This is a genomic window from Caballeronia insecticola, assembly GCF_000402035.1.
GTDB lineage: Bacteria > Pseudomonadota > Gammaproteobacteria > Burkholderiales > Burkholderiaceae > Caballeronia > Caballeronia insecticola.
Map to the genome: position 1 here is coordinate 2158297 of NC_021287.1, position 24798 is coordinate 2183094.

The 24798-nt window shown below is 64.5% G+C and carries 19 protein-coding genes, 1 other RNA gene and 2 pseudogenes; 15 read left to right on the forward strand and 7 right to left on the reverse strand.

Going from position 1 to position 24798, the window contains the following annotated elements; genetic code table 11:
* The first annotated feature begins 319 nt into the window (after nt 1-319).
* From ompA to BRPE64_RS10020, 5 genes are all read left to right on the forward strand, one after another.
* Nucleotides 320-982 (forward strand): outer membrane protein OmpA, encoded by a 663-nt coding sequence (gene ompA / locus BRPE64_RS10005; RefSeq protein WP_044041477.1) that lies wholly within the window; start codon nt 320-322, stop codon nt 980-982.
* A gap of 194 nt (nt 983-1176) precedes the next feature.
* Nucleotides 1177-1875, forward strand: coding sequence for a bifunctional 2-polyprenyl-6-hydroxyphenol methylase/3-demethylubiquinol 3-O-methyltransferase UbiG (gene ubiG, locus BRPE64_RS10010; RefSeq protein ID WP_016345979.1), 699 nt, complete (start codon nt 1177-1179; stop codon nt 1873-1875).
* A gap of 4 nt (nt 1876-1879) precedes the next feature.
* Nucleotides 1880-2644, forward strand: a complete 765-nt coding sequence (gene gph, locus BRPE64_RS10015; RefSeq protein WP_016345980.1) for a phosphoglycolate phosphatase — start codon at nt 1880-1882, stop codon at nt 2642-2644.
* Nucleotides 2645-2724: 80 nt separating this feature from the next.
* Nucleotides 2725-3082, forward strand: a transfer-messenger RNA (tmRNA) gene (gene ssrA, locus BRPE64_RS32115).
* A 392-nt stretch (nt 3083-3474) separates the two neighbouring features.
* Nucleotides 3475-5889, forward strand: a complete 2415-nt coding sequence (locus tag BRPE64_RS10020; protein ID WP_051180409.1) for an FG-GAP-like repeat-containing protein — start codon at nt 3475-3477, stop codon at nt 5887-5889.
* A gap of 19 nt (nt 5890-5908) precedes the next feature.
* Here the strand turns inward: BRPE64_RS10020 and BRPE64_RS10025 are convergent, their stop codons facing one another.
* From BRPE64_RS10025 to BRPE64_RS10035, 3 genes are all read right to left on the reverse strand, one after another.
* Nucleotides 5909-6985 carry a glycosyltransferase family 4 protein gene (locus BRPE64_RS10025; protein WP_044041478.1) on the reverse strand — a complete coding sequence of 359 codons (1077 nt, stop codon included), beginning with the start codon at nt 6983-6985 and terminating at the stop codon, nt 5909-5911.
* A gap of 412 nt (nt 6986-7397) precedes the next feature.
* Nucleotides 7398-7667, reverse strand: a complete 270-nt coding sequence (locus BRPE64_RS10030; RefSeq protein WP_016345985.1) for a hypothetical protein — start codon at nt 7665-7667, stop codon at nt 7398-7400.
* Nucleotides 7668-7870: 203 nt separating this feature from the next.
* Nucleotides 7871-8941, reverse strand: coding sequence for a substrate-binding domain-containing protein (locus BRPE64_RS10035; protein WP_044041479.1), 1071 nt, complete (start codon nt 8939-8941; stop codon nt 7871-7873).
* Nucleotides 8942-9069: 128 nt separating this feature from the next.
* On the opposite strand from BRPE64_RS10035, the gene BRPE64_RS10040 reads away from it, so the two are divergent.
* From BRPE64_RS10040 to BRPE64_RS10055, 4 genes are read left to right on the forward strand one after another with little or no spacing between them, the layout of a single operon-like run.
* Nucleotides 9070-9558 carry an NAD(P)H-dependent oxidoreductase subunit E gene (locus tag BRPE64_RS10040; RefSeq protein WP_044041480.1) on the forward strand — a complete coding sequence of 163 codons (489 nt, stop codon included), beginning with the start codon at nt 9070-9072 and terminating at the stop codon, nt 9556-9558.
* Nucleotides 9555-11111, forward strand: a complete 1557-nt coding sequence (locus BRPE64_RS10045; protein ID WP_016345988.1) for a formate dehydrogenase beta subunit — start codon at nt 9555-9557, stop codon at nt 11109-11111. Before BRPE64_RS10040 ends, BRPE64_RS10045 begins: the two co-directional genes overlap by 4 nt.
* A 15-nt stretch (nt 11112-11126) precedes the next feature.
* Nucleotides 11127-14057, forward strand: a complete 2931-nt coding sequence (gene fdhF / locus BRPE64_RS10050; RefSeq protein WP_016345989.1) for a formate dehydrogenase subunit alpha — start codon at nt 11127-11129, stop codon at nt 14055-14057.
* Between the two features lie 3 nt (nt 14058-14060).
* Nucleotides 14061-14306 (forward strand): formate dehydrogenase subunit delta, encoded by a 246-nt coding sequence (locus tag BRPE64_RS10055; RefSeq protein WP_016345990.1) that lies wholly within the window; start codon nt 14061-14063, stop codon nt 14304-14306.
* Between the two features lie 56 nt (nt 14307-14362).
* Here BRPE64_RS10055 and BRPE64_RS10060 read toward each other — a convergent pair whose 3' ends face one another.
* From BRPE64_RS10060 to BRPE64_RS10070, 3 genes are read right to left on the reverse strand one after another with little or no spacing between them, the layout of a single operon-like run.
* Nucleotides 14363-16099: an FAD-dependent monooxygenase gene (locus tag BRPE64_RS10060; protein ID WP_016345991.1), complete on the reverse strand. Its 1737-nt coding sequence runs from the start codon at nt 16097-16099 to the stop codon at nt 14363-14365.
* 56 nt (nt 16100-16155) lie between these two features.
* Nucleotides 16156-17160 carry a cation diffusion facilitator family transporter gene (locus tag BRPE64_RS10065; protein ID WP_016345992.1) on the reverse strand — a complete coding sequence of 335 codons (1005 nt, stop codon included), beginning with the start codon at nt 17158-17160 and terminating at the stop codon, nt 16156-16158.
* Nucleotides 17161-17182: 22 nt separating this feature from the next.
* Complete coding sequence (locus tag BRPE64_RS10070) at nt 17183-17527, reverse strand: ArsR/SmtB family transcription factor (RefSeq protein ID WP_016345993.1); 345 nt, start codon at nt 17525-17527, stop codon at nt 17183-17185.
* Nucleotides 17528-17687: 160 nt separating this feature from the next.
* Between BRPE64_RS10070 and BRPE64_RS10075 the strand changes: the two genes are divergently transcribed.
* The 4 genes and pseudogenes from BRPE64_RS10075 to BRPE64_RS10085 all read left to right on the forward strand — a co-directional run.
* Nucleotides 17688-19538 (forward strand): tetratricopeptide repeat protein, encoded by a 1851-nt coding sequence (locus tag BRPE64_RS10075; protein ID WP_044042107.1) that lies wholly within the window; start codon nt 17688-17690, stop codon nt 19536-19538.
* Between the two features lie 274 nt (nt 19539-19812).
* Nucleotides 19813-20034 (forward strand): annotated as a pseudogene (locus tag BRPE64_RS33665) (amidohydrolase); the annotation flags it as partial.
* Between the two features lie 74 nt (nt 20035-20108).
* The gene (locus BRPE64_RS10080; protein ID WP_016345995.1) at nt 20109-20888 is read left to right on the forward strand and encodes an ABC transporter substrate-binding protein; all 780 of its coding nucleotides are present in this window, start codon (nt 20109-20111) and stop codon (nt 20886-20888) included.
* A 58-nt stretch (nt 20889-20946) separates the two neighbouring features.
* Nucleotides 20947-21150 (forward strand): annotated as a pseudogene (locus BRPE64_RS10085) (histidine/lysine/arginine/ornithine ABC transporter ATP-binding protein); the annotation flags it as partial.
* A gap of 120 nt (nt 21151-21270) precedes the next feature.
* On the opposite strand, the gene tcuC reads toward BRPE64_RS10085, so the two are convergent.
* Entirely contained in the window at nt 21271-22566 is a 1296-nt protein-coding gene (tcuC, locus tag BRPE64_RS10090) for an MFS transporter (protein WP_016345997.1), read from the reverse strand.
* A 220-nt stretch (nt 22567-22786) separates the two neighbouring features.
* Here tcuC and BRPE64_RS10095 point away from each other — a divergent pair, with 220 nt between their 5' ends.
* Together BRPE64_RS10095 and BRPE64_RS10100 are read left to right on the forward strand one after the other, a co-directional pair.
* A complete protein-coding gene (locus tag BRPE64_RS10095) occupies nt 22787-23332 on the forward strand; it encodes a GNAT family N-acetyltransferase (protein ID WP_016345998.1) in 546 nt (181 codons plus the stop codon).
* 201 nt (nt 23333-23533) lie between these two features.
* The gene (locus tag BRPE64_RS10100; RefSeq protein WP_044041481.1) at nt 23534-24772 is read left to right on the forward strand and encodes a hypothetical protein; all 1239 of its coding nucleotides are present in this window, start codon (nt 23534-23536) and stop codon (nt 24770-24772) included.
* Nucleotides 24773-24798 lie beyond the last annotated feature (26 nt).

Sequence of the window (24798 nt, forward strand, 5' to 3'; positions counted from 1 at the left end):
CGACAAAAATGTGCAGGAAATGGCTTTTAGGCACGTAATGTGCGCACGTTTCGCGCCCTCTTCGAGGCCCGCCGGCTCCTGACTGCTTCTTGTTGCGCATGCACCACATAAGGTTGCGGGCGTACGGGGTGCGGGGATATTTTTATCGGTGGAAGGGAACGATATGGCAAAATGCCAACGCACAAAGTTAGACACGGCTCGAAGTCTACACAAAGCGTTTTGTTCCGTAGGGAATGTTATACTTCGAGCAATGTATGACTTGTCTTCGTCTACAGGCTCGCAGTAAACCTGCGGTAATCTCAATTTCGAGAGGAGAAATATGAATAAACTTTCAAAGCTCGCGTTCATTGCAGCTACCGCAGTTATGGCTGCATCGGCCTCGGCACAGTCCGTGCCGGCCTCGCGACAAGCCGTGAATGATAACTGGGTGAACGGTACGGGCGAGTATGTGTGGATGAACGGCACGAACGAACTGTGCTGGCGCGATGCATTCTGGACCCCGGCTACGGCAAACGCAAAGTGTGATGGCGCGCTGGTCGCGCAAGCACCGACGCCGCCGGCCCCGGTCGCTCCGCCGCCCCCGGTCATCCAGAGCCAGAAGGTTACCTATCAGGCTGACGCTCTGTTCGACTTCGACAAGGCTGTCCTGAAGCCGGCCGGTAAGGAAAAGCTGGACGATCTCGCATCGAAGATCGGCGCGCTGAACCTCGAAGTCGTGGTTGCAACGGGCTACACCGACCGTATCGGTTCGGACAAGTACAACGATCGTCTGTCGCTGCGCCGTGCACAAGCCGTGAAGGCTTATCTGGTCAGCAAGGGCATCGAAGCCAACCGTATCTACACGGAAGGCAAGGGCAAGCGCGACCCGGTCACGAAGGGTACCTGCCAACAGAAGAACCGCAAGCAACTCATCGCCTGCCTCGCGCCGGATCGTCGCGTGGAAGTCGAAGTTGTCGGCACGACCCGCCAGCCGCAGCAGTAATCGCGAGTTGGATTGCCGCAGGTCAAACCCCCGCTTCGGCGGGGGTTTTTTTATGTCCGCCATATTTGCGGGTTTTAAATCGATTATTCGCTGTCTTGAAACAGTTTCAGCGATTCCGCCTTTTGCCCACCCATTGCGGCGCCTATATACTCGGTCCTAATCGATTCACGACTCAATTTAAGGCACTTCCGAACATGACCAATGTCGATCCCCACGAACTGCAAAAATTCAGCGAGCTCGCGCATCGCTGGTGGGACCCGAACGCCGAGTTCAAGCCGCTGCATGAGCTGAATCCGGTACGGCTCGACTGGATCGACGCGCACGCTCATCTGATGAGCAAGCGCGTGCTGGATATCGGCTGCGGCGGCGGCATTCTTTCCGAGTCGATGGCCACGCGCGGCGCGACCGTGAAGGGCATCGACCTGTCGTCGAGTGCGCTCGGCGTCGCCGATCTGCATAGTCTCGAAAGCGGCGTCGAAGTGGCGTACGAGGAAATTTCGGCGGAAGCACTCGCCGCGCGCGAGCCCGGCTCGTACGATGTCGTCACCTGCATGGAGATGCTCGAGCACGTGCCGAATCCGGCGGGTACGGTCGCCGCATGCGCGTCGCTCGTGAAGCCGGGCGGCTGGGTGTTCTTCTCCACGCTAAACCGCAACCCGAAGGCTTACTTGTTCGCGGTCATCGGCGCGGAATATATCGCGCGCATGTTGCCCCGAGGCACGCACGATTACGCGCGCTTCATCAAGCCGTCGGAGCTCGCCAACTTTGCGCGCGCGGCCTCGCTTTTGCCTGTGGAAATCAAGGGCATCACTTATCGGCCGATCTCGAAGCACTTCGGCCTGTCGAACGACACGAGCATCAACTACATGATGGCTTGCCGCCGCGAAGCCTGACGCCATGATCAACGAAGATCCGCTATCCACGGGCACCATCGACACCAAGCCCGTTCCGGAAGATCCGACTCCCCTGCCCCAGCGCCTCGCCGAAGGCGATGGCCTCGGCTTGTGCCAGGCCGTGTTGTTCGATCTCGACGGCACCATCGCCGATACCGCGCCCGATCTCGTCGCGGCGGTCAACAAGATGCGCCATGACCGCGGTCTCGAAATGCGGCCGCTCGAAACGCTGCGCCCGCACGCGTCGGCAGGCGCGCGCGGCCTGCTCGGCGGCGCGTTCGAGATCGGTCCGGAACATCACGACTTCGCGTCGATGCGCGAAGAGTTCCTCGCCAACTACGAAGCCGATCTATGCATCGAGACGACGCTTTTCCCGGGCATCGCCGAGTTGCTCGATCAGCTCGATGCGCGCGGTGTGCGCTGGGGCATCGTCACCAACAAGGCAACGCGCTTCGCGGCGCCGCTCGTCGGCTTGCTGGGCCTCGACACGCGCGCGGGCTGTCTCGTCTGCGGCGACACGACGCCGCATTCGAAGCCACATCCGGCGCCGCTGCTGCACGCGGCCGAGTTGCTGGATGTTGCGCCGGAGCGCATCGTCTATGTCGGCGACGATCTGCGCGACGTGCAGGCGGGCTTCGCCGCGGGCATGATCACGGTCGCGGCCGCCTACGGCTATTGCGGCGACGACATTCCGCCGCGCCGCTGGCACGCCAATCATGTGGTGGATTCGCCGGAAGAACTGCAGCAGTTGCTGCGCGACATCGGCTGAGCGCGCGGCCGAACCGCCGCCTTGAAAACGCGGCGGTTCGCGTCATATGACGTTTCGTGGGATAATTTCCACTCTGCTTCGGGGGCGACCTGGTTTCGACAGGGGTTGTGAAGCGGTCAGGGCATACCGAGGACCCGTCACCTCGTTAATCAATGGGAAAAACGTAACTGCAAACGACGAAACGTTCGCACTGGCAGCCTAAGGGCCGCCGTCCTCTCACTAATTCGCTGACGGGTTAGGGTAGCAATACCGCGAGAGGTCATATACGTCAGATAAGTCCTGGTGGTGTCACGACGCCGGGGTCGAAAACTTAGTGAATCGCCGTAACGCAGCGTGTTCGTCCGCGTCGTTTCGGTTAAATCAAATGACAGAACTAAGTATGTAGAACTGTTCGTAGAGCGCTTCTGGACGCGGGTTCGATTCCCGCCGCCTCCACCAAAACCCCCCCCTTGAACCCGCGACTGCGCAAGCATCGCGGGTTTTTTGTTGCCTGGCGATCGCGCGGGCAAAAAAAAGCCCCGCCGAGGCGGGGCAAACATCCTTGAGAGACATAGTGAGGAACAGAGGTAACCTCACTACATTCAAGAGAATAGGCTTCCGGACATTCCGTTCGAATCAGACCGGTCCGAATGATGCTGCCGAAAAACAGTGATCGGTCAGAATGACCGTAACTCATTCATTTTTATCGCTTTTTTAGGGTCGAAAAGGCAATTGCCAGCCATCTCCCTCGGCCATGTTCGTTCGACCACCGACCATCGACACAGCGCTAGCGCATTCTTCTGCTTTATTCTGTGACGAACGGGCGCGCCGAGGGCGCTGACGGGGAGAGCATGCGCAGAGGCACACCGGTGAGTTGGTTTCTGGCCGTCTGGCGGTCGTTCACGTGGGCCCTGCTTCTCGCCCTTCTGCCCATCCCGGCGCACGCCGCGCCACCGCCAGCCGATTGCCGCGCCGGCACCCTTGTCACCGTCGTCGCACACCTCGACGACGACCTGCTCTTCGTCAATCCCGGCATCAGCGACAAGCTCGAGGCCGGCTGGTGCGTGACCGTGGTCCACCTGATCGGCGGGGCGAACGACGCCAAGTTCGACTACGTGATCCTGCGCGAAACCGGCACGAAGCTCGCCTATGCGCGCATGGCGGGCGTCCCCGACCAGTGGGACGAATCGACAGTCACCTTCGCCGGCAAGCCGCTCCATCAGCTCGTGCTCACGCAGCAACCTCGCGTGAAGCTGCTGGAGCTGCGCCTGCCCGGCGGACACGTGCGCGGCGGCAAAGTCCCGCTCGGCCTTCTGTGGGATCGCGGGCAAACGCTCACCACCTATCCGATGAACGCGGACGGTACCGGCGCGACCGACTACGACCGCGCATCGCTCAGCGCCACGCTGCGCGAAATCCTCGCGCCCGCGACCGAAATCTATACGCTCAATCCGGATACCGTCGCGTTCATGGAGCACCCGGATCACATCTACGCGGCACGCATCACGCGCGTCGTCGCGCAGAGTCTGAAGCGCGACGTGCCGATCGGCTATCACGTCACCTACCCGACGGGCGGACTGCCCAAGAACCTCACCGCCGACGAGACGCTGAAGAAACGCGATGTCGTCGGCAGCTATTTCGCCATCGACGGCAACGAAGCCGGCCATGTCTTCGGCGAGTACATGTGGGACGGCAACTGGGTCGCCCGACGCTACTGGAGCATGGCTCACGCGAACGATCCCGGCCCCGACTTTCAGCTGCGCTCGTTCCAACTGGTGAACGAATATTCGAGCCGCTGCGTCGAGTCGGCCGGCGCGGGCAAGCCGCCGCGCCTGGCGGCCTGCTCGGACGCGGCATCGCAGAACTGGTTCTGGCAGCAGCTTCCGACCATGCCCGGCGACAAGAACGACGCGCTGCTCGTCAACGCGGCCACGCGCGGCTGCGTCGCGGAGCGCGACGCGGGGCTCGTCGAGCAGACATGCAGCGCATCGAATGCCGCGCAACGCTGGACGCCGTGGGACTTCGGCTTCGTGTACACGCCGCTCAATCACTGCCTGGGCGAGAAGGACGGCGCGCTGAATGCCGGCCGCTGCGCGATGCTCACCGCGCAATATCGCTGGTCGCCGTCGCCGCACAGCGTCTGGACCGACACGCGCCACGAAGGCGCGCTCTACGGCGACGTGAAAGGCACCGGCCGCGACAGCGTCGTCTATGTGCAGCGTCGCAAGGACGGGCCCGGCTTCAACGTGTGGGTCGCGGAGATGTCGCGCATCGACGGCGCTTCGCCGTGGTATCTGAACGCGGTGCCGTTCGACCCGCACGCGACCGAGGCGACCTGCCGCGGCGACGCGTTCTGCTTCGACAGCGCCCGCTTCCTGCTCGCCGACTTCGATGGCGACGGCCGCGCCGATCTGATGGTCATCGCGCCGCGCAACGGCGGCACCGCGTTCTGGCTCCTGAAAAGCGCGGGCACGCATTTCGAGGCGCCGCGTCTGTGGTTTCAGACGAGCGCCGACTGGACGCCCGCGAACGCGCAGCAATACGTCGCCGGCGACTTCAACGGCGACGGCCGCGCCGACGTGCTGATCGCCCGAAAACGCGCGGACGCCGGGCTCGACCTCGACGTGCTGACGGCGGGCCCGTCGACGGGCAACGCGCCCACGCGCTGGCTGGAGGCGCGCGAACTGGACGCGGGCGCGCGCTTCATGCCGGCACGCGTGGCGGGTTCGGGCGGTTCGCGCAACGCGGGGCTGATCGCGATCGAGGACGTGAACGGCGCGCTCGCGCTGTCGCAGTTCGCGAGCACCGGAAGCGCGTTCTCGCCGGCCTATCGCACCAACACGTATGCGCAGTTCAAGGCGGCGTTCGTGAAAGTCGTGGCGGGCGATATCGACGGCGACGGCATCGACGACATCGCCGTTCTGCAACCGCGCGGCACCGCGACGGGCACGCGCGTCTTCACGATGAAAGGCGGCAAGATCTTCGGCCCCGCGCGCGACACCGCGACGCTCGCCGACACGTCCTACGCCGACTCGATGCCCGCGCTGATCCGCCGCAATGAGCACGACAATCACGCGACGCTGGTGCTCTTCCGGCGTGCCAACGCGCTGCTCAAGGAGTTCTATTACACGGGCGGTGCGCCGAGCGTAGCGGGTTACGACTTCGATAGCGCGTTCGGTCTCGGACCGGTGCAGATCTGGGGCGACCTGCCGGGATTGTTTTCCGAGTCGCTGTGGCTCAAGACGCTCGCTTACTGGAGCCGCTGAACCAACGTGCCGCCCGCACTCAGCTCAGGCCGACGCGCAGGTTCAGCACGTCGCGCGCGATCGCCAGATAGCGGTCCGCCGTGCTCTGCAGCGTGAGGCCGTTGAGCGGACGCGTGGCGCGCGGTTGCGTGAGGGCATCGAGGAGTGCGCGGCCGTAGGCGTCGATATCGCCGGTATCGAGCAATTGCACGCCCGCGAAGTTGCTCGCGAAAGCGAACGCGGCGATCGCGCTCGCGACCACCGGAATGCCGGACGCCAGCGCCTCCAGAAAGCCGATGCTATGCGCCTCGAAGCTCGACGGCATCGCGAAGACCGTCGATGTGCGCAGGATCTGCGCGACGTTCGTCTGCGGCCCGTCGATCGCCACGCGATCCTTGAGCCCGAGCTTCGCGACGAGATCGACCACCGCGGCGTGATAAGCGACGTTCTCGATCACGCCGCACAGTTGCAGACGCACATCGGGATCGACACGCGCGACGCGGGCGAACGCCTCGACGGTCTGCAACTGGTTCTTCTCGGGAATGTAGCGGCCGACCTGCACGATCTGCCGGGTCGCGACGGGCGTGGCCGGCAGCGGCTCGTCGGTGAAACGCGAGACGTCGACGCCGTTCGGCACGACGATCATCGACGGATGCGAGCCGACTTCCTTCACGTAATCGTCGATATTCTTTTGCGACACGCCGATCACCGCCTTCGCCCGGCCCGAGAGAAGCCGCTCGGCGCGCAGCAGCGCCCCGTTGGCGAAGTCGTTGGCGCCGGAGTGCATGACCCAGACAATCGGCACGCGCGTGGGCAACGCACGCACGTAGAGCGCGGGAATGGTCGCGTGCGCGAAGATGATGTCGGGCCGGAAAGTGCGGATCGCCCGATGCAGAAAGAGCAGACGCCCGAGCCTGCCCAGGGTTTTCGTCGGAAACAGACAGGTGACGTCCTGAGCGCGCAACTCCGCGCTGATATGGCTGAAGTCGTCGTGCTCCGGCATCAGCGATGCGATGCAGACGTGATGCCCTCCCCGCTGATGCCCGATCGCGACGCCCTTGGCAAGAACCTCCGCCCCCGACAGACGAGGTGCCAGTATGACCTGGAGAATTCGCATTTATGCTTTCCCTCGGCTAATCCGAAGTGCGCCTGGAGGCCATACGTCCTGCCAACGTATCGTGGTCCCCGTCGCCGTTCGCCGCGCGCGATGCTTCGCGTCGTCGTTGCTGCCGGCGCACATCCTGTTTTTTTGTTTATCGATCTGATGATCCGCGTGCGCCGAAACAATCGTCGGCGCCGCGCACGGTAAACGTACTCCTGACGTCATACCAAACGCCCGCCATCAGATAGTGTTTTTCGGTCGCGACATAAAAGTTTGCGGAACCAATGCGGCGACACGCACACGTGAATGCTTATCAGGTGCGGTGCGGGGTGTCGGAGCGTGAAATTGCGTCGGACGACGCGAGGGAGCAATGTTGAGGACAGCGTGCGCGGCGCGCGGGGATGCGCGCCGCGTGATGATCAGGCGATCAGTTGGACCCGTCTTTCGGGCACTTCAGATTGCAGCCGTTGGGATCGCCGGAGTCGCCACGGCGGCGCATCGCCGACGAACCGTTCTGATACTTCTCCGACGGCGCGGACGCGGCGAACTGCATCTGCGGATGCTCATTCAGGCGGAACTGGTCTTGCAGCACGCCGCCCGGGACGCCCGGCGAATTCTGCGCGAAGGCGACAGGAACCAGATAGATCGCGCCTGCAACGAGCGCGGCGGAGGAACAGGCGAGCAATGACAATTTCATGGCGGTTGTTTCGCGCGGCGGAACCGCGTCTCAAGCAGGTAAATTCGACGGCCTTGCAGCCCGGCGCAGAAGCATCAAAGCGCAGACTCGGGCCGACTCCGACTGACAGCAAGCCGTTAGGTTAACCCAATTCGCCGCCGATGGCAGTCCCGGACGCGCCCGATTCTCTTACCGCGCGTTTCCAGCGTCGCACGCGCGTCCGCTCAACCGCGCAAGCCTTCGTCGATATCGACGAGCGAGCCGCAACGCGCCGGATCGTAGCCTTCGAGATGCGCGACGCTGTCGGTGAAGCCCGCGCTGCGCAGAATACGCAACACGGACGAGAGGCGCGCTTCGTCGAGCCGCGCGCGCTCGCAGGCGAAGAAATAGTCCTCGTCGACGATCGGGATGAAATCGAGCGCGAAATGCTGCGCGGCCGGCTGCACGCCGAAGCCGAGATCGGCCATGCCGCTCGCGACGAACGCGGCGATCGCCGAATGCGTAAGTTCGGTCGTTGCATAGCCGTTGATCTGATCCGGATCGACGCCGACCTGGCGCAGCGACAAATCGAGCAGCATGCGCGTGCCCGAGCCCGGCTGACGATTCACGAAGCGCACGTCGCCGCGCGCAAGATCGCGCAGGCCGGTAATGCGCTTCGGATTGCCCTTCGGCAGAAAGAGCCCCTGTTTGCGCCGCGTGAGACGGATCAGCTGATGCTTGTCCTGATCCAGATACGGCCGATAGATGTCGGCGCACGTCGAGCGGAATTCGCCGATCGGCAAGTGAAAGCCCGCCAGCTCGCATTCGCCGCGGGCGAGCGCGCTGACCGCCTCCGCGCTCTCGCGATACTTGATCTCGACCGGCACGCGCTGTTCGCCAAGCGCGCGCACGAGCGTGGCGACCGCATAGCCGTGCGACGCGTGAATCCGCACTTGCGTGACGCCGCCCGCGAGACGCCGGTTCAGTTCGGCGGCAACGTCGTTGGCGACTGCCTGCAACGGCGCTTCGAGCCGCTCACCGCAGACGCGCTGCGCCCGCAGCACCGATTCGCCCAGTTCCGACAACACCGACCCGCGCCCGCGCGATTTCGTGATGAGCGCGCCGCCTAGCCGCGCCTCGATTTCGCGCAACAAACCCCACGCATGCCGATAGGACAAACCCTTAGCGCTCGCGGCATTCGCGATACTGCCCGTCTGCGCGACAAGCTGTAAAAGCGGCACAACCGCGCTGAGACTGGTTTCCCGGCCATCGGCGTCCCGCAGGACCAGTTCGGCCCGGCATTCGACGTCAACCATATGCACTCCCCCTTCCTATTGCCAAGATATATCACGACGCCTATTGTTCTTATACAGGCTCGGCACCTGACATTATATCGACACAAATATGTACCAACAAAACATATGCCGAGCGAAGGAGGAGCCCCATGACACACGAGCAGCTTTCCGCCGCTGCATCTGAAGAACTGGTACGCCGGCACGCAGTGCAAGGCGCGACCTTGATGACCATCCTGCACGCGATCCAGGACGAAACCGGCTACGTGCCCGAGACCGCCGTGGCGCCGCTTGCGCGCGCGCTGTCGCTGTCGCGCGCCGAAGTGCACGGCGTCATCACCTACTATCACCACTTCCGGTCCGCGCCGCCCGCGCACGTGACCGTGCAGCTGTGCCGCGCGGAAGCATGCCGCAGCATGGGCACGGAAGCCTTGAAGGATCACATCGAAGGACATACGGGTTGTCGTTTCGACAGCGGCCACGCGAAAGACACCGAGCTGGAATCGGTGTTTTGCCTCGGCCAGTGCGCGCTGTCGCCGGCGCTGATGATCAACGGCGAATTGCACGCTAAGGTCACGCCGGCGAAGTTCGACCGGCTGTACGCCGCGGCGCAGACCAAGGTCGCGGAGGTGACGGCATGACGCGCATTTACGTTCCGATCGATTCCGCCGCGCTCGCGCTGGGCGCGCAGGAAGTAGCCAATGCTGTCGCCTTCGAGGCGGAGAAACGCGGCCTCGACGTGCAGATCGTGCGCAACGGCTCGCGCGGACTGTTCTATCTCGAACCGCTCGTCGAAGTTGAAACGGCGGAAGGCCGAATCGGCTATTCGAACGTCGAAGCCGACGATGTCGCCGCACTCTTCGATGCAAACTTCCACGAAGGCGGCGCGCACGAGAAGAACGTCGGCATCGTCGACGAGATTCCGTATCTGAAGAATCAGCAGCGTCTCACGTTCGCGCGCATCGGCAAGACGGATCCGCTGTCCATCGACGACTACGTCGCGCTAGGTGGCCTGGAGGGATTGCGCAACGTGCTCGACATGAACGGCGACGCGGTCGTCGCGGCGCTTATCGATTCCGGTCTGCGCGGACGCGGCGGCGCGGCTTTCCCGGCGGGCATCAAGTGGAAGACGGTGCGCGCGGCGTATGCGGACCAGAAGTACATCGTCTGCAACGCGGATGAAGGCGATTCCGGCACGTTCTCCGATCGGCTGGTCATGGAAAGCGATCCGTACATGCTGATCGAAGGCATGATCATCGCCGGCGTGACCACGGGCGCGACCAAGGGCTACATCTACGTGCGCAGCGAGTATCCGCATTCGATCGCGACGCTCAATCGCGCCATCGACCGGGCGCGCGACGCGGGATGGCTCGGCGCGAGCGTGCTCGGCTCGTCGCATGCGTTCGACCTGTATGTGGCGAAGGGCGCGGGCGCGTATGTCTGCGGCGAAGAAACCGCGCTGCTCGAATCGCTCGAAGGCAAACGCGGCATCGTGCGTGCGAAGCCGCCGGTGCCGGCGCTCGTCGGTCTGTACGGCAAGCCGACGGTCATCAACAACGTGATTACGCTCGCGACCGTGCCGATCATCTTCGCGAAGGGCGCGACGTTTTATCGCGACTTCGGCATGGGCCGTTCGCGCGGCACGCTGCCCTTCCAGATCGCAGGCAACGTGAAACAAGGCGGACTCGTGGAACTCGCGTTCGGCGTGACGCTGCGCGAACTGATCTACGAATACGGCGGCGGCACGGCAAGCGGCCGTCCTGCGCGCGCGGTGCAGGTCGGCGGCCCGCTCGGCACCTATCTGCCCGACAGTCAGTGGGACATTCCGCTCGATTACGAGGAATACGCGAAGGTCGGCGCGGTGGTCGGACACGGCGGGCTCGTCGTGCATGACGACACTTCGAATCTCGCCGAACTCGCGCAATACGCGATGCACTTCTGCGCGCTCGAGTCGTGCGGCAAGTGCACGCCCTGCCGCATCGGTTCGACGCGCGGCGAGGAAGTCATCGCGAGGATCCGCGAAGGCGATACATCGGTGAAGCAGATCACGCTGCTGCGCGAACTATGCGACACGATGGTGTCCGGCTCGCTCTGCGCGATGGGCGGCATGACGCCGTTCCCGGTGATGTCCGCGCTCGATCACTTCCCCGAAGATTTCGGGCTGCCCCGCACGCCCGCACAGAAAGCGGCATAGAACAAGGAGACGAACATGTCCAACACCATCAACGGCTGCGGCTCCGGCAACTGCGCGTGCAAGAGCGCGGCCTCGGTGCAGCGCCGCGATCCGTTCGACGAAACCGATTACGGCACGCCGCTGCGTCACGCCGATATCGACGTCACGCTGGAAATCGACGGTCAGTCCGTCACGGTTCCGGCGGGCACGTCGGTGATGCGCGCATCGATCGAAGCCGGCGTGAACGTGCCGAAGCTGTGCGCTACCGACTCGCTCGAACCGTGGGGCTCGTGCCGCCTGTGTCTCGTCGAGATCGAAGGCAAGCGCGGCTATCCGGCATCGTGCACGACGCCTGTCGAAGCCGGCATGAAAGTGCGCACGCAAAGCGACAAGCTGCAATCGCTGCGCCGCAACGTGATGGAGTTGTACATCTCCGATCACCCGCTCGACTGTCTCACCTGCCCCGCCAACGGCGACTGCGAACTGCAGGACATGGCGGGCGTCGTCGGCCTGCGTGAAGTGCGCTATGGCTACGAAGGCGCGAATCACCTGAAGGACAAGAAGGACGAGTCGAATCCGTACTTCACCTACGATCCGTCGAAGTGCATCGTCTGCAATCGCTGCGTGCGCGCGTGCGAGGAAACGCAAGGCACGTTCGCGCTGACCATCGCCGGACGCGGCTTCGAATCGCGCGTGGCCGCGAGCGAGAACGTGCCGTTCATGGAGTCGGAGTGCGTGTCGTGCGGCGCGTGCGTGGCCGCGTGCCCGACCGCGACGCTGCAGGAAAAGACCGTCATCATGCTCGGTCAGGCCGAACATTCGGCGATCACCACGTGCGCGTACTGCGGCGTCGGCTGCTCGCTCAAAGCCGAGATGAAGGGCAACACCGTCGTGCGTATGACGCCCAACAAGAACGGTCAGGCAAACGAAGGTCACGCGTGCGTGAAGGGCCGCTTCGCATGGGGCTACGCGACGCACAAGGATCGCATCAAGAAGCCGATGATCCGCGCGAAAATCACCGATCCGTGGCGTGAAGTGTCGTGGGAGGAAGCGCTCAACTATGCGGCAAGCGAGTTCCGCCGCATCCAGGACAAATACGGGCGCGATTCGATCGGCGGCATCACGTCGTCGCGCTGCACGAACGAAGAAACGTATCTCGTGCAGAAGCTCGTGCGCGCCGCGTTCGGCAACAATAATGTCGATACCTGCGCGCGCGTGTGCCACTCGCCGACGGGCTACGGCCTCAAGACGACGCTCGGCGAATCGGCGGGCACGCAGACGTTCGCATCGGTCGAACAGTCGGACGTGATCATCGTGATCGGCGCGAATCCGACAGACGGCCATCCGGTCTTCGGCTCGCGTCTGAAGCGCCGCATTCGCGAAGGCGCGAAGCTGATCGTGATCGATCCGCGCCGCATCGATATTGTCGATACGCCGCACGTGAAGGCGCAGTATCACCTGCCGTTGCGGCCCGGCACGAACGTCGCGATGGTCAATTCGCTCGCGCACGTGATCGTCACGGAAGGCCTGCTGAAGGAAGACTTCATCGCTGAGCGCTGCGAGTCGCGCGCGTTCGAACAATGGCGCGATTTCGTCGCGCGCGAAGAGAATTCGCCCGAAGCGATGGAAGCCGTCACCGGCGTGGCCGCGCAACAGGTGCGTGAAGCCGCGCGCGTCTATGCGCTCGGCGGCAACGGCGCGATCTATTACGGCCTCGGCGTCACGGAACACGCGCAAGGCTCGACCACCGTCATGGGCATCGCGAATCTGGCGATGGCGACGGGCAACATCGGCCGCGAAGGCGTCGGCGTGAATCCGCTGCGCGGCCAGAACAACGTGCAGGGTTCGTGCGACATGGGCTCGTTCCCGCACGAGCTGCCGGGCTATCGTCATATCGGCGATGCCGCCACGCGCGCGCTGTTCGAGGAAGCATGGAACGCGCAACTGCAACCCGAGCCGGGCCTGCGCATTCCGAACATGTTCGATGCCGCCATGCACGGCACCTTCATGGGCCTCTATTGTCAGGGCGAGGACATCGTCCAGTCGGACCCGAACACGCAGCACGTGGCCGACGCGCTCTCGTCGATGGAATGCATCGTCGTGCAGGACATCTTCCTGAACGAAACGGCGAAGTACGCGCACGTGCTGCTGCCGGGCTCGACCTTCCTCGAAAAGGACGGCACCTTCACCAACGCCGAGCGACGCATCTCGCGCGTGCGCAAGGTCATGCCGCCGCTCGCCGGTCTTGCGGACTGGGAAGTGACGATCCGCCTGTCGCGCGCGCTCGGCTACGAGATGAACTACGCGCATCCGTCCGAAATCATGGACGAAATCGCGCGCCTCACGCCGACTTTCCATGGCGTCTCCTACGAACGCCTCGACGAACTCGGCAGCATTCAGTGGCCGTGCAACGAACGCGCGCCGGACGGCACGCCGACCATGCACATCGACGAATTCGTGCGCGGCAAGGGGCGCTTCGTCATCACCAAGTTCGTGGCGACGCCGGAAAAGGTCACGCGCAAGTATCCGCTGCTGCTGACCACGGGCCGCATCCTGTCGCAATACAACGTCGGCGCGCAGACGCGGCGCACCGAGAACTCGTTGTGGCATGACGAGGACCGGCTGGAGATTCATCCGGTCGATGCGGAGGATCGCGGCATCAGGGAGGACGACTGGGTCGGCATCGAATCGCGCGCGGGACAGACCGTGCTGCGCGCGAGGATTTCGGAGCGCATGCAGCCGGGCGTCGTCTATACGACGTTCCACTTCCCGGAATCGGGCGCGAACGTCATCACGACGGACTCCTCCGACTGGGCGACCAACTGTCCGGAATACAAGGTGACGGCGGTGCAGGTGATGCCGGTCGAGCAGCCGTCGCAATGGCAGAAGGAATACTCGCGCTTCAACACGCAGCAGCTCGAGCTGATGAACATGCGCGACGTGGCGCCCACGACCTCAGGAAAGTAACTCATGGATGTCGATAACCTGATCGATATGGCGAACCGCATCGGCGAATTTTTCGATTCGCTGCCGGACCGGCCCGAAGCCGTGGATAGCATCGCGGAACACATTCGGCGCTTCTGGGAGCCGCGCATGCGGCTCGCGATCCTGGCCGCGCTCGAAAACTTGGAGGCGAGCGCCGCGATGCATCCGATCGTGCGCGAGGCGCTCACGCTTCATAAAGCCGATCTGCAACCGAAGACGGCTACTGCCTGAGGTTACAAGGCACGTAGCACTCACGCCCTGCCGGCGCATCGCGCCCGCAGGGCTTTTTAGTCTTCGCGCGATTCGCGTTCGACGTGGCGCTCTACGCTCGTGTCCTGCGCGCCGAACCATATATCGCAGTGACGCAGCAGCGCGTGCACATCGGACGGCGCACGTCCGCGCGCGGCGATGTAGCCATCGGGACGCACGAGATAAAACGCGGGACGCGTGCGGCCGTAGTTGTCGGTGAGCGAGTGTGCGCCCTCGCCGCGCGTGTCGGTGATGCGCCACACGCGCACGGCGTTCGGCATGATGTTTTCGAGGGCTTTCACGAAACCGTCGAGATCCGGGTCGCGCATCGCGTGCGCCACCGTGATGGTCGCCGGCGCGAGCGCGATGTCGTCCTCGCCGGTCGGATTCACGAGCAGGAACAGCGAGAAGCAGCCCGGATCGTGCAGATCGAACAGACAGCCGACGCCCGGCAGACGCCCGAGCGGCCCGTCGATGACATGCACGCGCGCGTCCGGCGCTCGCTCGCCCGCGCGCGGACCGCCGTCGAGCAGACGCTCCAGCGTGAGCGGGCTCTTGCGATAGTTGATCGACAGCTCGCTCACCGTGCGCCGCATCGCGTCGCGCAACGGGCCGATGGCGGCAAGCGCGGGCATCACGTGATCGCGCATCAGCTTCATCGGGCCGTGCTCGGCGCCGGCCATTTGCGTGAGCATGCTCGATTGCCTGAGCACGTCGCGCTCGATCGGATGCCGCTCCGCGTGATAGCTGTCGAGCAGCCGTTCGGGCGCGCCGCCCGCGAGCATGCGCGCGATCTTCCAGCCTAGATTGAACGCTTCCTGAATGCCGGTGTTCATGCCCTGCGCGCCCGCCGGACTGTGCACGTGCGCCGAATCGCCCGCGAGAAACACGCGCTCCACGCGCAGGCGATCGACCATGCGGCTGTTCAGATGGAAGTACGACGACCACGTCAGATTAGACAGCGTCACCCGATGATGCACACGCCGTTCGACGAGCGCGCGGCATTCCTCGACGCTCGGGCCGCTCTTCGCTTCGCCGGCGTTAACGGACTGAGCGACGGGTACGGGCAGATCGGCGATCAGGCGCGCGCGGTCGCCGCCCATCGGGAAGAGCGCCGCGAGCCCTTCGCCCGACGCGAAAATGTGGAACTCGTCGTCGGGCCAGTCGGAGTCCGCTTGCAAGTCGGCGAGCAGATAGGTCTGATCGAACGTCTTGCCGTCGAAGCCGATACCAAGCCGGTGCCGCACGAAACTATGCGCGCCGTCCGCCGCGATCAGATACGAAGGACGCAGCAACTCGTCGCGCCCGTTCGGATGCCGCAGCGTTGCCTGCACGCCTGCCGCGCCCTGCGAGAAATCGATCAGCTCGACGCCGCGCTCGATGTCCACATGCAGACCCGCGAGATGCTCGGCGAGCAGCCGTTCCGTCTGCGATTGTTCGAGAAAGAGCAGATACGGATAGCGCGTCTGCAAGGGATCGAAGTCGAGGCGCGCGAGACGCTGCCCGTTCGAGTAGAGATTCGCCACACGCGCGCGATGGCCGAGTTCGAGAAACGGCTTGACGATGCGATGCTGCTCGAAGAGTTCGAGCGTGCGCGCCTGAATGCCGATTGCGCGCGAATGCGGCGACGGCTCGCGGGCACGATCGACGAGCCTGACCGGGACATGCGCCCGTGCGAGACTCATCGCGGCGGCGAGGCCGGTCGGACCCGCTCCGACGATCAGGACGGGCGCCACGTCCAGCTTGTCGTTCGGATTCAGCTTTGGCGCGAACATGCAGTCCTCCCCCAAACGTCACGGCGTCTAGTGTACGCCCGGACCCTTTTGCGGAGTCAGTGTACGTGGCCGCGTTCGCTCAGCACGCACGCGTGACACGCTCCGCCGAGCTCCACCTGGACGGTCGCATGATGCATCGAATATTCGCTGCGCAAGGTCGTGACGACGCCCTGAACGAACGCATCGCCGGGATGGCCCTGCGGCATCACGAGATGCACGGTGAGCGCGTTTTCGGTGGTCGAGAGCGCCCACACGTGCAGGTCGTGCACGTTGCGCACGCCGGGAAGCTGCGTGAGATAAGTCTCGATGCGCGTCATGTCGACAGACGGCGGGACGGCTGCCATCGCGAGGCGCATTGCGTCGCGCCCGAGCCCCCACGTCCCGACGACGATCACCGACACCACGATCAGGCTCATCAGCGGATCGAGCCAGCTCCAGCCGGTGAACATGATGACAAGCCCGCTCACCGCGACGGCGGCGGAGATCGCGGCATCGGCGGCCATGTGCAGGAAGGCGCCGCGCACGTTGAGGTCTTCCTTGCTGCCGCGCATGAAGAGCCACGCGGAGAAGCCGTTGACGATCAGGCCGAGCGTCGCGACGATGAACACGTCCAGCCCCGCGACGGGCGCCGGATTGATGAGCCGCTGGATCGCTTCCAGCACGATCGCGCCGCATGCGAACAGCAGCAGCGCCGCATTGGCGAGCGACGCGAGAATCGACGAACTGCCGAGCCCGAAGGTATAGCGCGCGTTCGGCTGGCGCGTGCCGAGCCACACGGCGCCCCAGGCGAGCAGCAGGCCGAGCACGTCGGAGAGATTGTGGCCGGCGTCGGCGAGCAGCGCGGTCGAGTGCGCGAGGAAGCCGTAGATGCCCTGCACGATCACGATCAGCACGTTCAGCCCGACGGCAAGCGCGAACGTACGGCCCTGCCCCGCCTGCGGCGCATGGTGATGATGATGTCCGCCCGAACCGTGGCCATGATCATGGCCGTGACCGCGGTGATCGTGCGCCTCGCCGTGCGCATGTTGATGGTCGTGTTCTTCGTGTTGATGCGTGCTCATCGGAGGCTCTGGGTTCGGTGTTTCAGTCGATGTCGGCGGGATCGGACGGCGGCTCCGCGATGTGTTCCAGCAACTCGCCGAGCATCCCGCTGATGTGACGGTCGGCGGCCACGTAGAACACCTGCTTGCCCTGACGCTCGGCGCGCACGATGCGCGCGGCACGCAACAGCCGCAAGTGATGGCTCACCAGCGACGCCGACAGCCCGAGCGATTCCGCGATCGCCCCGACGGCGCGCTTCTGCTCGACGCACGCCAGCACGATGCGCAGACGCGTCGGGTCGCCGAGCAGGCGGAACAGGTCGGCGAGCGGCACGACGCGCTCGTCGGAGGTGATTGACGCGGCTTGCGGAGTCAGGGTGGATGTCACGCTCAACGACCAGTCAGTAACATGTTAACGACAAATACTTGAATAGGTGTTCATATGTTAAGTGCCATCGTCGCAACATGTCAACGGCCGTTTTGGGAGCCGGGGCCTCGGGTGTGGGAAAATGTTACGTCTGCAATCCGCGCCCGAAGTTCTTCCCGTCATGGACACCGTTTTCGCCCGCGGTTTCGCGGCCCATCGTGACGGCCGCCTGACCGAAGCGGAGCGCGACTATCAAGCCGCGCTCGCCGCCGAACCTCATCACGTCGACGCGCTGCATTATCTCGGCGTGCTGCGCCATCAGCAGGGCCAGCACGCGGAGGCTGCCGAGCTCGTGCGCCGCGCGGTCGACCTGCGTCCGACCGATGCCGGCCTGCAACTGAATCTCGGCAACGCGCTGAAGGCGCTCGGCCGTCTCGACGACGCGATCGAGCGGTTCCGCAATGCGCTCACGCTCGCGCCGGGCTTTCCGCTCGCGCAGTACAACCTCGGCAACGCCTATACGGCGGCGGGCCGTCACGAAGACGCGGCCGATGCCTTCGAGAAGGCGCTGCGCCTGCAGCCCAACGACGCCGCCGCGTGGAACAACTTCGGCAACGCGCTCTCGGCGCTGCGCCGCTTCAAGGACGCGTCGCAGGCCTTCACGCGCGCGCTCGCGCTGCGCCCGCGTCATGCCGGCGCGCACAACAATCTGGGCATGGCGCTCAACGCGCTGGGCGACACGCACGGAGCGATCGAACAGTTTCGCGCCGCGGTGCAGGCCGAACCGAACTACGTCGCGGCGCATTTCAACCTGGGCAACCTGCTCGAGGCGAATGGCAATCCCGCCGATGCGCTGCCCGCCCTGCGCCGCGCGGTGGACCTGCAGCCGCGTTTCGCGCCGGGACGTTTCAGCCTCGGCCATGCGCTCTCCCGCCTCGGCCGTCACGACGAAGCCGTGCCGCATTTCGAGCGCGCGGTCGGGCTCGATCCCAAGTACGGCGTCGCGTGGCTGTCTCTCGGCAACGCGCATCTCCTGCTCGGCGCGCATCAGGCGGCGCTGCGCGCGTTCGATGAAGCGCTGCGCCTCGATCCCGACTCGCAAGCCGCGCAACTGAACCGCGCCCTCGCCCTGCTGACGACCGGCGACTATGCGCGCGGGCTGCCCGCCTACGAATGGCGTCTGAAGACGTCCGGAAGCGAACCCGCGCCGCCTTTGCCGCGCTGGAACGGCGAGCCGATGCCGGAGCGCACGCTGCTCGTGCGTGCCGAGCAAGGTTTCGGCGACACCTTGCAGTTCGTTCGCTTCGTGCCGTTCGCGGCGAGGCTCGTCGGCAAGCTGGTGCTCGAGGTGCAACCCGCGCTCGTGCCGCTGCTGGCGCCGGCGGCGAATGCCGCGCGCGTCGAATTGCGAGCCAAGCCGGATAATGCCGCCCCGCGCGCCGATGCGTTCTGCCCGCTGCTGAGCCTGCCGCTCGCACTCGGCATGACATCGCGCGATGCCATTCCGGCGCGGACGCCCTATCTCGTCGTGCCCGCCGATTACCGGCGCAAGTGGCGCGGCTCGATCGGCGGCGCGCATAAGCGCAAGATCGGCATTGCGTGGTCCGGACGGATGCAGCCGGGCGAAACGCGCTCGGTGCCCGTCGAGGCGCTGGTGCCGCTCTTCGCGCTCGAAGGCATCGACTGGGTCGTGCTGCAACCGTTCCTGACGGGCCATGAACGCGACGTCCTGCGCGCGCACCCGAACACGAAATCGATTCACTGTCTGGAAGGCCGGCTGATGAATTTCGCGGACACGGGCGCGATCGTCGACCGGCTGGATGAGGTGGTGTCGATCGATACCTCGGTCGCGCATCTGGCGGGCGCGCTCGGCAAACCGGTCACGATCATGCTGCCGTTCGCCGCCGACTGGCGCTGGGGCGTCGAGACCGGCAAGAGCGCGTGGTACCGCAGCGCGCGCCTCGTGCGTCAGCGCGCGCCGGGGCAATGGCGGGAAGTCATCGAGGAAACGGCGGCGGCGCTGCGAGGCTGACTACGCACATCGCTCGAAAAGCCCTGGCCGCAGCGGCCGGTTATCGGCATATGCAGCCGGCGCTCGCGACACCAACTCGACCGAATGCAACAGCCGCCGCTTGGCCGGATCTGACGACGGACGCCATCGCTGACGGCACTCCTGAGGCACCGGACGAAGCACTCCGCAATCGAGCTGATCGGCTGCCCCCGCCGCGAAATGATGCCGACCGACGTTTCCTCGAGGTCTTCCCCGATCGGCGACGCACACACACGTTCGCAGACCATGTCGCATTCGACAAGTCGCGCTGGACTGGCTCGGCGAAGACGGCCTGCTGACCGGCAGCGAAGACTTCGCCTTCATCCTCGAAAAATGCCCGGGCTGCTATTTGATCATCGGCAATGGTGACGGCGAAGGCGGTTGCATGGCCCACACCCCCGGCTAAGATTTCAACGACGCGATTCTCGCCACCGGCGCAGGCTTTTGCGTTCGTCTGGTCGAGCGCTTTCTCGCGTAGCATCCGGTATTACGCTTAGTACTACAGATCGCGTCCGGCTCGCGCCGTGCGCCACAGATCAAGGAGGAGACCCCATGAAACGACTGAAATTTGCAAGCGTTGTGATGATCGCCGTTCTGCCGTGCGCGGTGCTGGCCGGCAGTCCGCAGGTCATCAAGTTCGGCGTCGATCCGACTTTTCCGCCGTTCGAATCGAAATTGCCCGATGGCTCGATCGTCGGTTTCGACATCGATCTGGGCCAGGCGATTTGCGCCAACCTGCACGCGAAATGCGAGTGGGTCGAGCAAAGCCTCGACGGCATGATTCCCGCACTCAAGGCACGCAAGTTCGATGCGGTGCTGTCCGGCATGGCCGCGACTCCGGCGCGGCGCGAACAGATCGACTTCACAAATCGGCTGTATGCCGGGCCGTCGCGCCTCGTGGCCCGTGGGGGCGCGAATCTTCAGCCGACGGCGGAGTCGCTGCGCGGCAAGCGGATCGGCGTGCAGCAGGGCTCGGCGCAGGAAGCCTACGCGCGACGTGATTGGGCGCCCGCCGGCGTGAGCATCGTGACCTATCAGAACCAGGATCAGGTCTACGAGGATCTGCAAAACGGCCGGCTCGATGCAGCGTTCCAGCCGGTCGTCCAGGCTGATCTCGGCTTTCTCAAGCAGCCGCGCGGCAAGGGCTTTGGGTTCGTCGGTGCGGAAGTCAAGGATCGCAGGTTGATCGGCGATGGCGTTGCCATCGGTATCCGCAAGGGCAATCAGGAACTCGCCGCTCAGATCAATCAGGCGATCGCCAACATTCGCAAGAGCGGCGAGTATGAGCGGATCAATCGCAAGTACTTCGACTTCGACATATACGGCGAATGACGCGGCACGGACGCAGTCCCCTTTCGCCCCGAACGATTCGAACAACAACGCACAGCACGTACTGAGAGTCATGCAGGCGCTGGCTGAAGAAGGCCGCACGATGATCGTCGTCGCTCATGAGATGGGATTCGCCCGCAATGCGTCGAATCACGTCGTCTTTCTGCATCAGGGAAAGTTCGAGGAGCAAGGCGATCCGCGCGAAGTGCTGAGCGCGCCGCGCAGCGAGCGTCTGCCGCAGTTTCTTGCGGGCAGGCTCAGGTAAGACAGGATCGTCCGGTCGGCGGTTAAGTTCGAATCGACGAAAAAATCCGCGCAGCTCCAATAAAAAATCCCTCGCCGAAGCGAGGGATTGCGAGGATCTTGTCGGTTCGCCGGCGCTTCGTCAGGCCGTCTTGTACTGATTGCGCGCCTCCGGCGAGCGGTACAGCACGAGCGTCGCGATCAGGCCGCAGATCGCGGCCAGGCCCATCCACAGGCCCGGCGCCGCCTTGTTGCCGGTGGAGTGGATCAGATACGTCGAAATGGCGGGCGTGAAGCCGCCGATGGTCGTCGCGAGACTGTAGGCCATCGAGAAGCCGGTGGTGCGCACATCGACGGGCATCACTTCGGTCAGCGCCACGACCATCGCGCCGTTGTAGCTGCCGTACAGGAACGAGAGCCACAATTCGACCATCAGCAGCCGCGCAAACGACGGGTCCGCAACCAGCCACTGCACCGCCGGATACGACGTCAGAATGGTGAGGATGGTGAACGCCAGCAGCACCGGACGGCGGCCGATACGGTCCGACACCGCGCCCATCACCGGCAGCCACACGAGATTCGAGATGCCGACGCACACGGTCACGACGAGCGCATCGACTGCGTCGAGCTTGAGCACTTCCTTGCCGAAGGTCGGCGTGTAGGCCGTGATCATGTAGAACGACACGGTCGTCATGATGACCATGCCCATGCCGGCAATCACGATGCCCCAGTTCTGCACGATGGAGCGCGTGATCTCGCGCATGCCCGGACGATGCTTCCTCGCGAGGAACTCGTCGGTTTCGCGCAGCGAGCGGCGGATGATGAAGAGGAACGGCACAATCAGACAGCCGATCAGGAACGGCACGCGCCAGCCCCAGGCAGTCATCTGGTCGGGCGGCAGCAGGCGGTTCATGATCACGCCGATCAGCGCCGCGAACACCACGGCGACCTGCTGGCTGCCCGACTGCCACGAACAATAGAAGCCCTTGTTGCCCTTGGTGGCGATCTCGGACAAATACACCGACACGCCGCCGAGTTCCACGCCCGCCGAGAAGCCTTGCAGCAAGCGCCCGCCCAGCACGATGATCGGTGCGAGCGCGCCGATGGTCGCGTATCCCGGCACGAGCGCGACGCACGCGGTGCCGATCGCCATCAGCGTGAGCGTGAGGATCAGGCCTTTGCGCCGCCCGTGATGGTCGATATACGCGCCGAGCACAATAGCGCCGACGGGCCGCATCAGGAAGCCCGCGCCGAACACGGAGAGCGCGAGCATCAGCGAGGCGAACTCGTTGCCGCTCGGAAAATAGGTCTTGGCAATCGCTGACGCGTAGTAGCCGTAGACCATGAAGTCGTACATTTCAAGGAAGTTTCCGCTGACAACGCGAAACACCGTCTTGAACTTGGATTCGTTGGCGGGAGCTAGATGGGTCGTGGACATGACTTTCTCGACAATCTGGAGGTGGGCGCGAGATGGTGTTTCGTAGCGTCGCGAACCGTGCGCGAGCGGGACTTGACCCGGACGCGAACCGCCGCGACGACTGAAGGCTGAGCCTGTTGCGCTTTTTGTAATAGCGGTCCTCAATCTTAACGCCTCAGCGCCTGAGCCTGCACGCAACTTCGGTTATTTTCGCCCAATTAACATTAACGCAAGCTTACATATGACTAACTTTCAGCCGACATCGTCCTGCGACGGAGCACCGCAGGTTTCGCTGCGCGAGGCAACGACCGCCGATACCGCGCTGATCGCTGCCATGCATGCACGCAGTTGGGCATCGGCGTATCGCGGAATCCTGCCGGACGACTATCTCGATCACGGCCTGGAAGCCGAGCGCGCGGCGCACTGGGACACGCACATGAAGGCGATCGCCGCGTGCGCGGGCCGCGTGCTGGTCGCCGAACATGGTGGCGAAGCGGTGGGTTTCGTCTGCCTGCTGGCACCAGATGCGACGGGCAGCGTGCTCGTCGACAACCTGCACGCGTTGCCAGGACACAAAGGGCTGGGCACGGGCACCGCGATGCTCGCCGAGGCTATCCGCTGGGCGCGCTCGCGCGGCGCGCGCCAATTGCATCTCTCGGTGCTCGAGCAGAACACGGCGGCAATCGGCTTTTACGAGTCGCGCGGCTGGCTGCGTGAAGCGCGTGAAGCCGATCACATGGCAGGCATTGATCTGTTTTCGCTGCGCTACGTCTACGCGCTCGACTGACATCGGCAAGCATATCGGGCGCCTAACACGGATTGCATCGGTTCATCAATAAGCATTCCTGTTAAAAATTGACAATAGGAATAATCTGGTCGCAAGGGCCATGAGCGTTTCGTATGATTTCGGGTTGAAATTTGTTCGGCCGCTTTGCGTCCGACGCGCAATGTAGTCGCCCGCGCCCTGGCGCACGCACGTGGAATTTTCATGGTCGAACCCTTGATCGTTGTGGAAGGCGATCTGCGTCTTCCGGCGGTGCGCCCGCTAATGCCCCCCCCGCTGACCTATGGGTTCGAATGGGTGCTCGCGCACACGCGCCCTGCTCAGTCGGACTCCGAAGTTTCACTGATCGCGGCGCGCGTTCATACCACTTACATGCCGACGCTCGGGGTGCCCGATTCGCACATGCCCTATCGCGCTGTGAGCGTGTGGGGCGTGTACAAAAAGCAAAGTGCACCGCGCCCCGCGCTCGACCTGACGTCCGGCCCGCGCGCGCCCGAACGCGTCGTGAACGCGCCCGCCGATCCGATACGGCTCGCGGTCGAGACGCCCGCGGCCATCCCCGCGGCGCGTAAGAGCTTTCTCAGCCAGCCGGTCGCCATGGCCGTCGCGGCGTCCGCGGGCGCGATTCTCATCGCATGGCTGCTCTTCGGATACGGCCGGCCGGCAGGCTCGGACGCGCCAAGCCTAGCCGCCAGCCAGACCACGAAGCCAGTCCCGCCAGTCGCGATCGCCCGGCCGGCGCCCGAACCCGCATCGGCTCCCGTGACGCTCGCTCGCATCTCGACGGCGACAGCCGTTCTGTCTACGCCGGCGCTCGCGTCGGCGTCGCCGGCGTCGTCGTCGTCGTCGTCGTCGTCGTCTGCAGTTTCCTTCGTGCCGACCGCCCCGACGAAGGCACCGGCCATGTCGTCCGCTGCACCGATCGCGCGCGTCGCCGAGACGAAGGCTTCGGCCACGTCATACGCGGCTCCGATCGCGCACGGTGCTGTCATCGCGCAAACGCATTCGCACAAGGCGACGCAGCAAGCAACGAAGCATGCCGTGCCCGTCAAGCACACGGCGGCCAAGCGCAAGAATTCGTCCGTGCATGCATGGGCGGAGCCGACAAGACAAGGCCGCAACCGCCACGGCAAAGCGGCGGAAACGCTTCGCCCGGTCCGCACGGTTCGCGCGACGCGCGCAATCGATTCCCGTCATTCAGGCGACGAGCGCGTCGCGGCGGTCGAGTCGTCATGGCGCGCACGGGCGGCATCGAACTACGGCAACAGCTACAGCAGCAACTACAGCAGCAGCCACGGCAACAGAATCCCGACGACGAAGGCGCCCGAGTCGCTGAATCCGGAGGCGCTGTACGCGATCCTCCAGCACTCGCCGACGCTCGACAGCAACGCGCCCGCGTCCGGCGCACGCACGCCGCGCACGGGAGGCGCATCCGGAAATTGACAGAGACGAATCACAAGAGGCGCAAC

Excerpts from the sequence above, each read along its gene's own strand:
- ompA (WP_044041477.1), top strand. The coding sequence starts at position 320 with ATGAATAAACTTTCAAAGCTCGCGTTCATTGCAGCTACCGCAGTTATG.
- BRPE64_RS10025 (WP_044041478.1), bottom strand. The coding sequence starts at position 6,985 with ATGCGAATTCTCCAGGTCATACTGGCACCTCGTCTGTCGGGGGCGGAG.
- BRPE64_RS10080 (WP_016345995.1), top strand. The coding sequence starts at position 20,109 with ATGAAACGACTGAAATTTGCAAGCGTTGTGATGATCGCCGTTCTGCCG.
- BRPE64_RS10020 (WP_051180409.1), top strand. The coding sequence starts at position 3,475 with ATGCGCAGAGGCACACCGGTGAGTTGGTTTCTGGCCGTCTGGCGGTCG.
- BRPE64_RS10055 (WP_016345990.1), top strand. The coding sequence starts at position 14,061 with ATGGATGTCGATAACCTGATCGATATGGCGAACCGCATCGGCGAATTT.
- BRPE64_RS10040 (WP_044041480.1), top strand. The coding sequence starts at position 9,070 with ATGACACACGAGCAGCTTTCCGCCGCTGCATCTGAAGAACTGGTACGC.
- BRPE64_RS10035 (WP_044041479.1), bottom strand. The coding sequence starts at position 8,941 with ATGGTTGACGTCGAATGCCGGGCCGAACTGGTCCTGCGGGACGCCGAT.
- BRPE64_RS10095 (WP_016345998.1), top strand. The coding sequence starts at position 22,787 with ATGACTAACTTTCAGCCGACATCGTCCTGCGACGGAGCACCGCAGGTT.
- ubiG (WP_016345979.1), top strand. The coding sequence starts at position 1,177 with ATGACCAATGTCGATCCCCACGAACTGCAAAAATTCAGCGAGCTCGCG.
- BRPE64_RS10065 (WP_016345992.1), bottom strand. The coding sequence starts at position 17,160 with ATGAGCACGCATCAACACGAAGAACACGACCATCAACATGCGCACGGC.
- tcuC (WP_016345997.1), bottom strand. The coding sequence starts at position 22,566 with ATGTCCACGACCCATCTAGCTCCCGCCAACGAATCCAAGTTCAAGACG.
- gph (WP_016345980.1), top strand. The coding sequence starts at position 1,880 with ATGATCAACGAAGATCCGCTATCCACGGGCACCATCGACACCAAGCCC.
- BRPE64_RS10030 (WP_016345985.1), bottom strand. The coding sequence starts at position 7,667 with ATGAAATTGTCATTGCTCGCCTGTTCCTCCGCCGCGCTCGTTGCAGGC.
- BRPE64_RS10100 (WP_044041481.1), top strand. The coding sequence starts at position 23,534 with ATGGTCGAACCCTTGATCGTTGTGGAAGGCGATCTGCGTCTTCCGGCG.
- BRPE64_RS10045 (WP_016345988.1), top strand. The coding sequence starts at position 9,555 with ATGACGCGCATTTACGTTCCGATCGATTCCGCCGCGCTCGCGCTGGGC.
- BRPE64_RS10060 (WP_016345991.1), bottom strand. The coding sequence starts at position 16,099 with ATGTTCGCGCCAAAGCTGAATCCGAACGACAAGCTGGACGTGGCGCCC.
- fdhF (WP_016345989.1), top strand. The coding sequence starts at position 11,127 with ATGTCCAACACCATCAACGGCTGCGGCTCCGGCAACTGCGCGTGCAAG.
- BRPE64_RS10075 (WP_044042107.1), top strand. The coding sequence starts at position 17,688 with ATGGACACCGTTTTCGCCCGCGGTTTCGCGGCCCATCGTGACGGCCGC.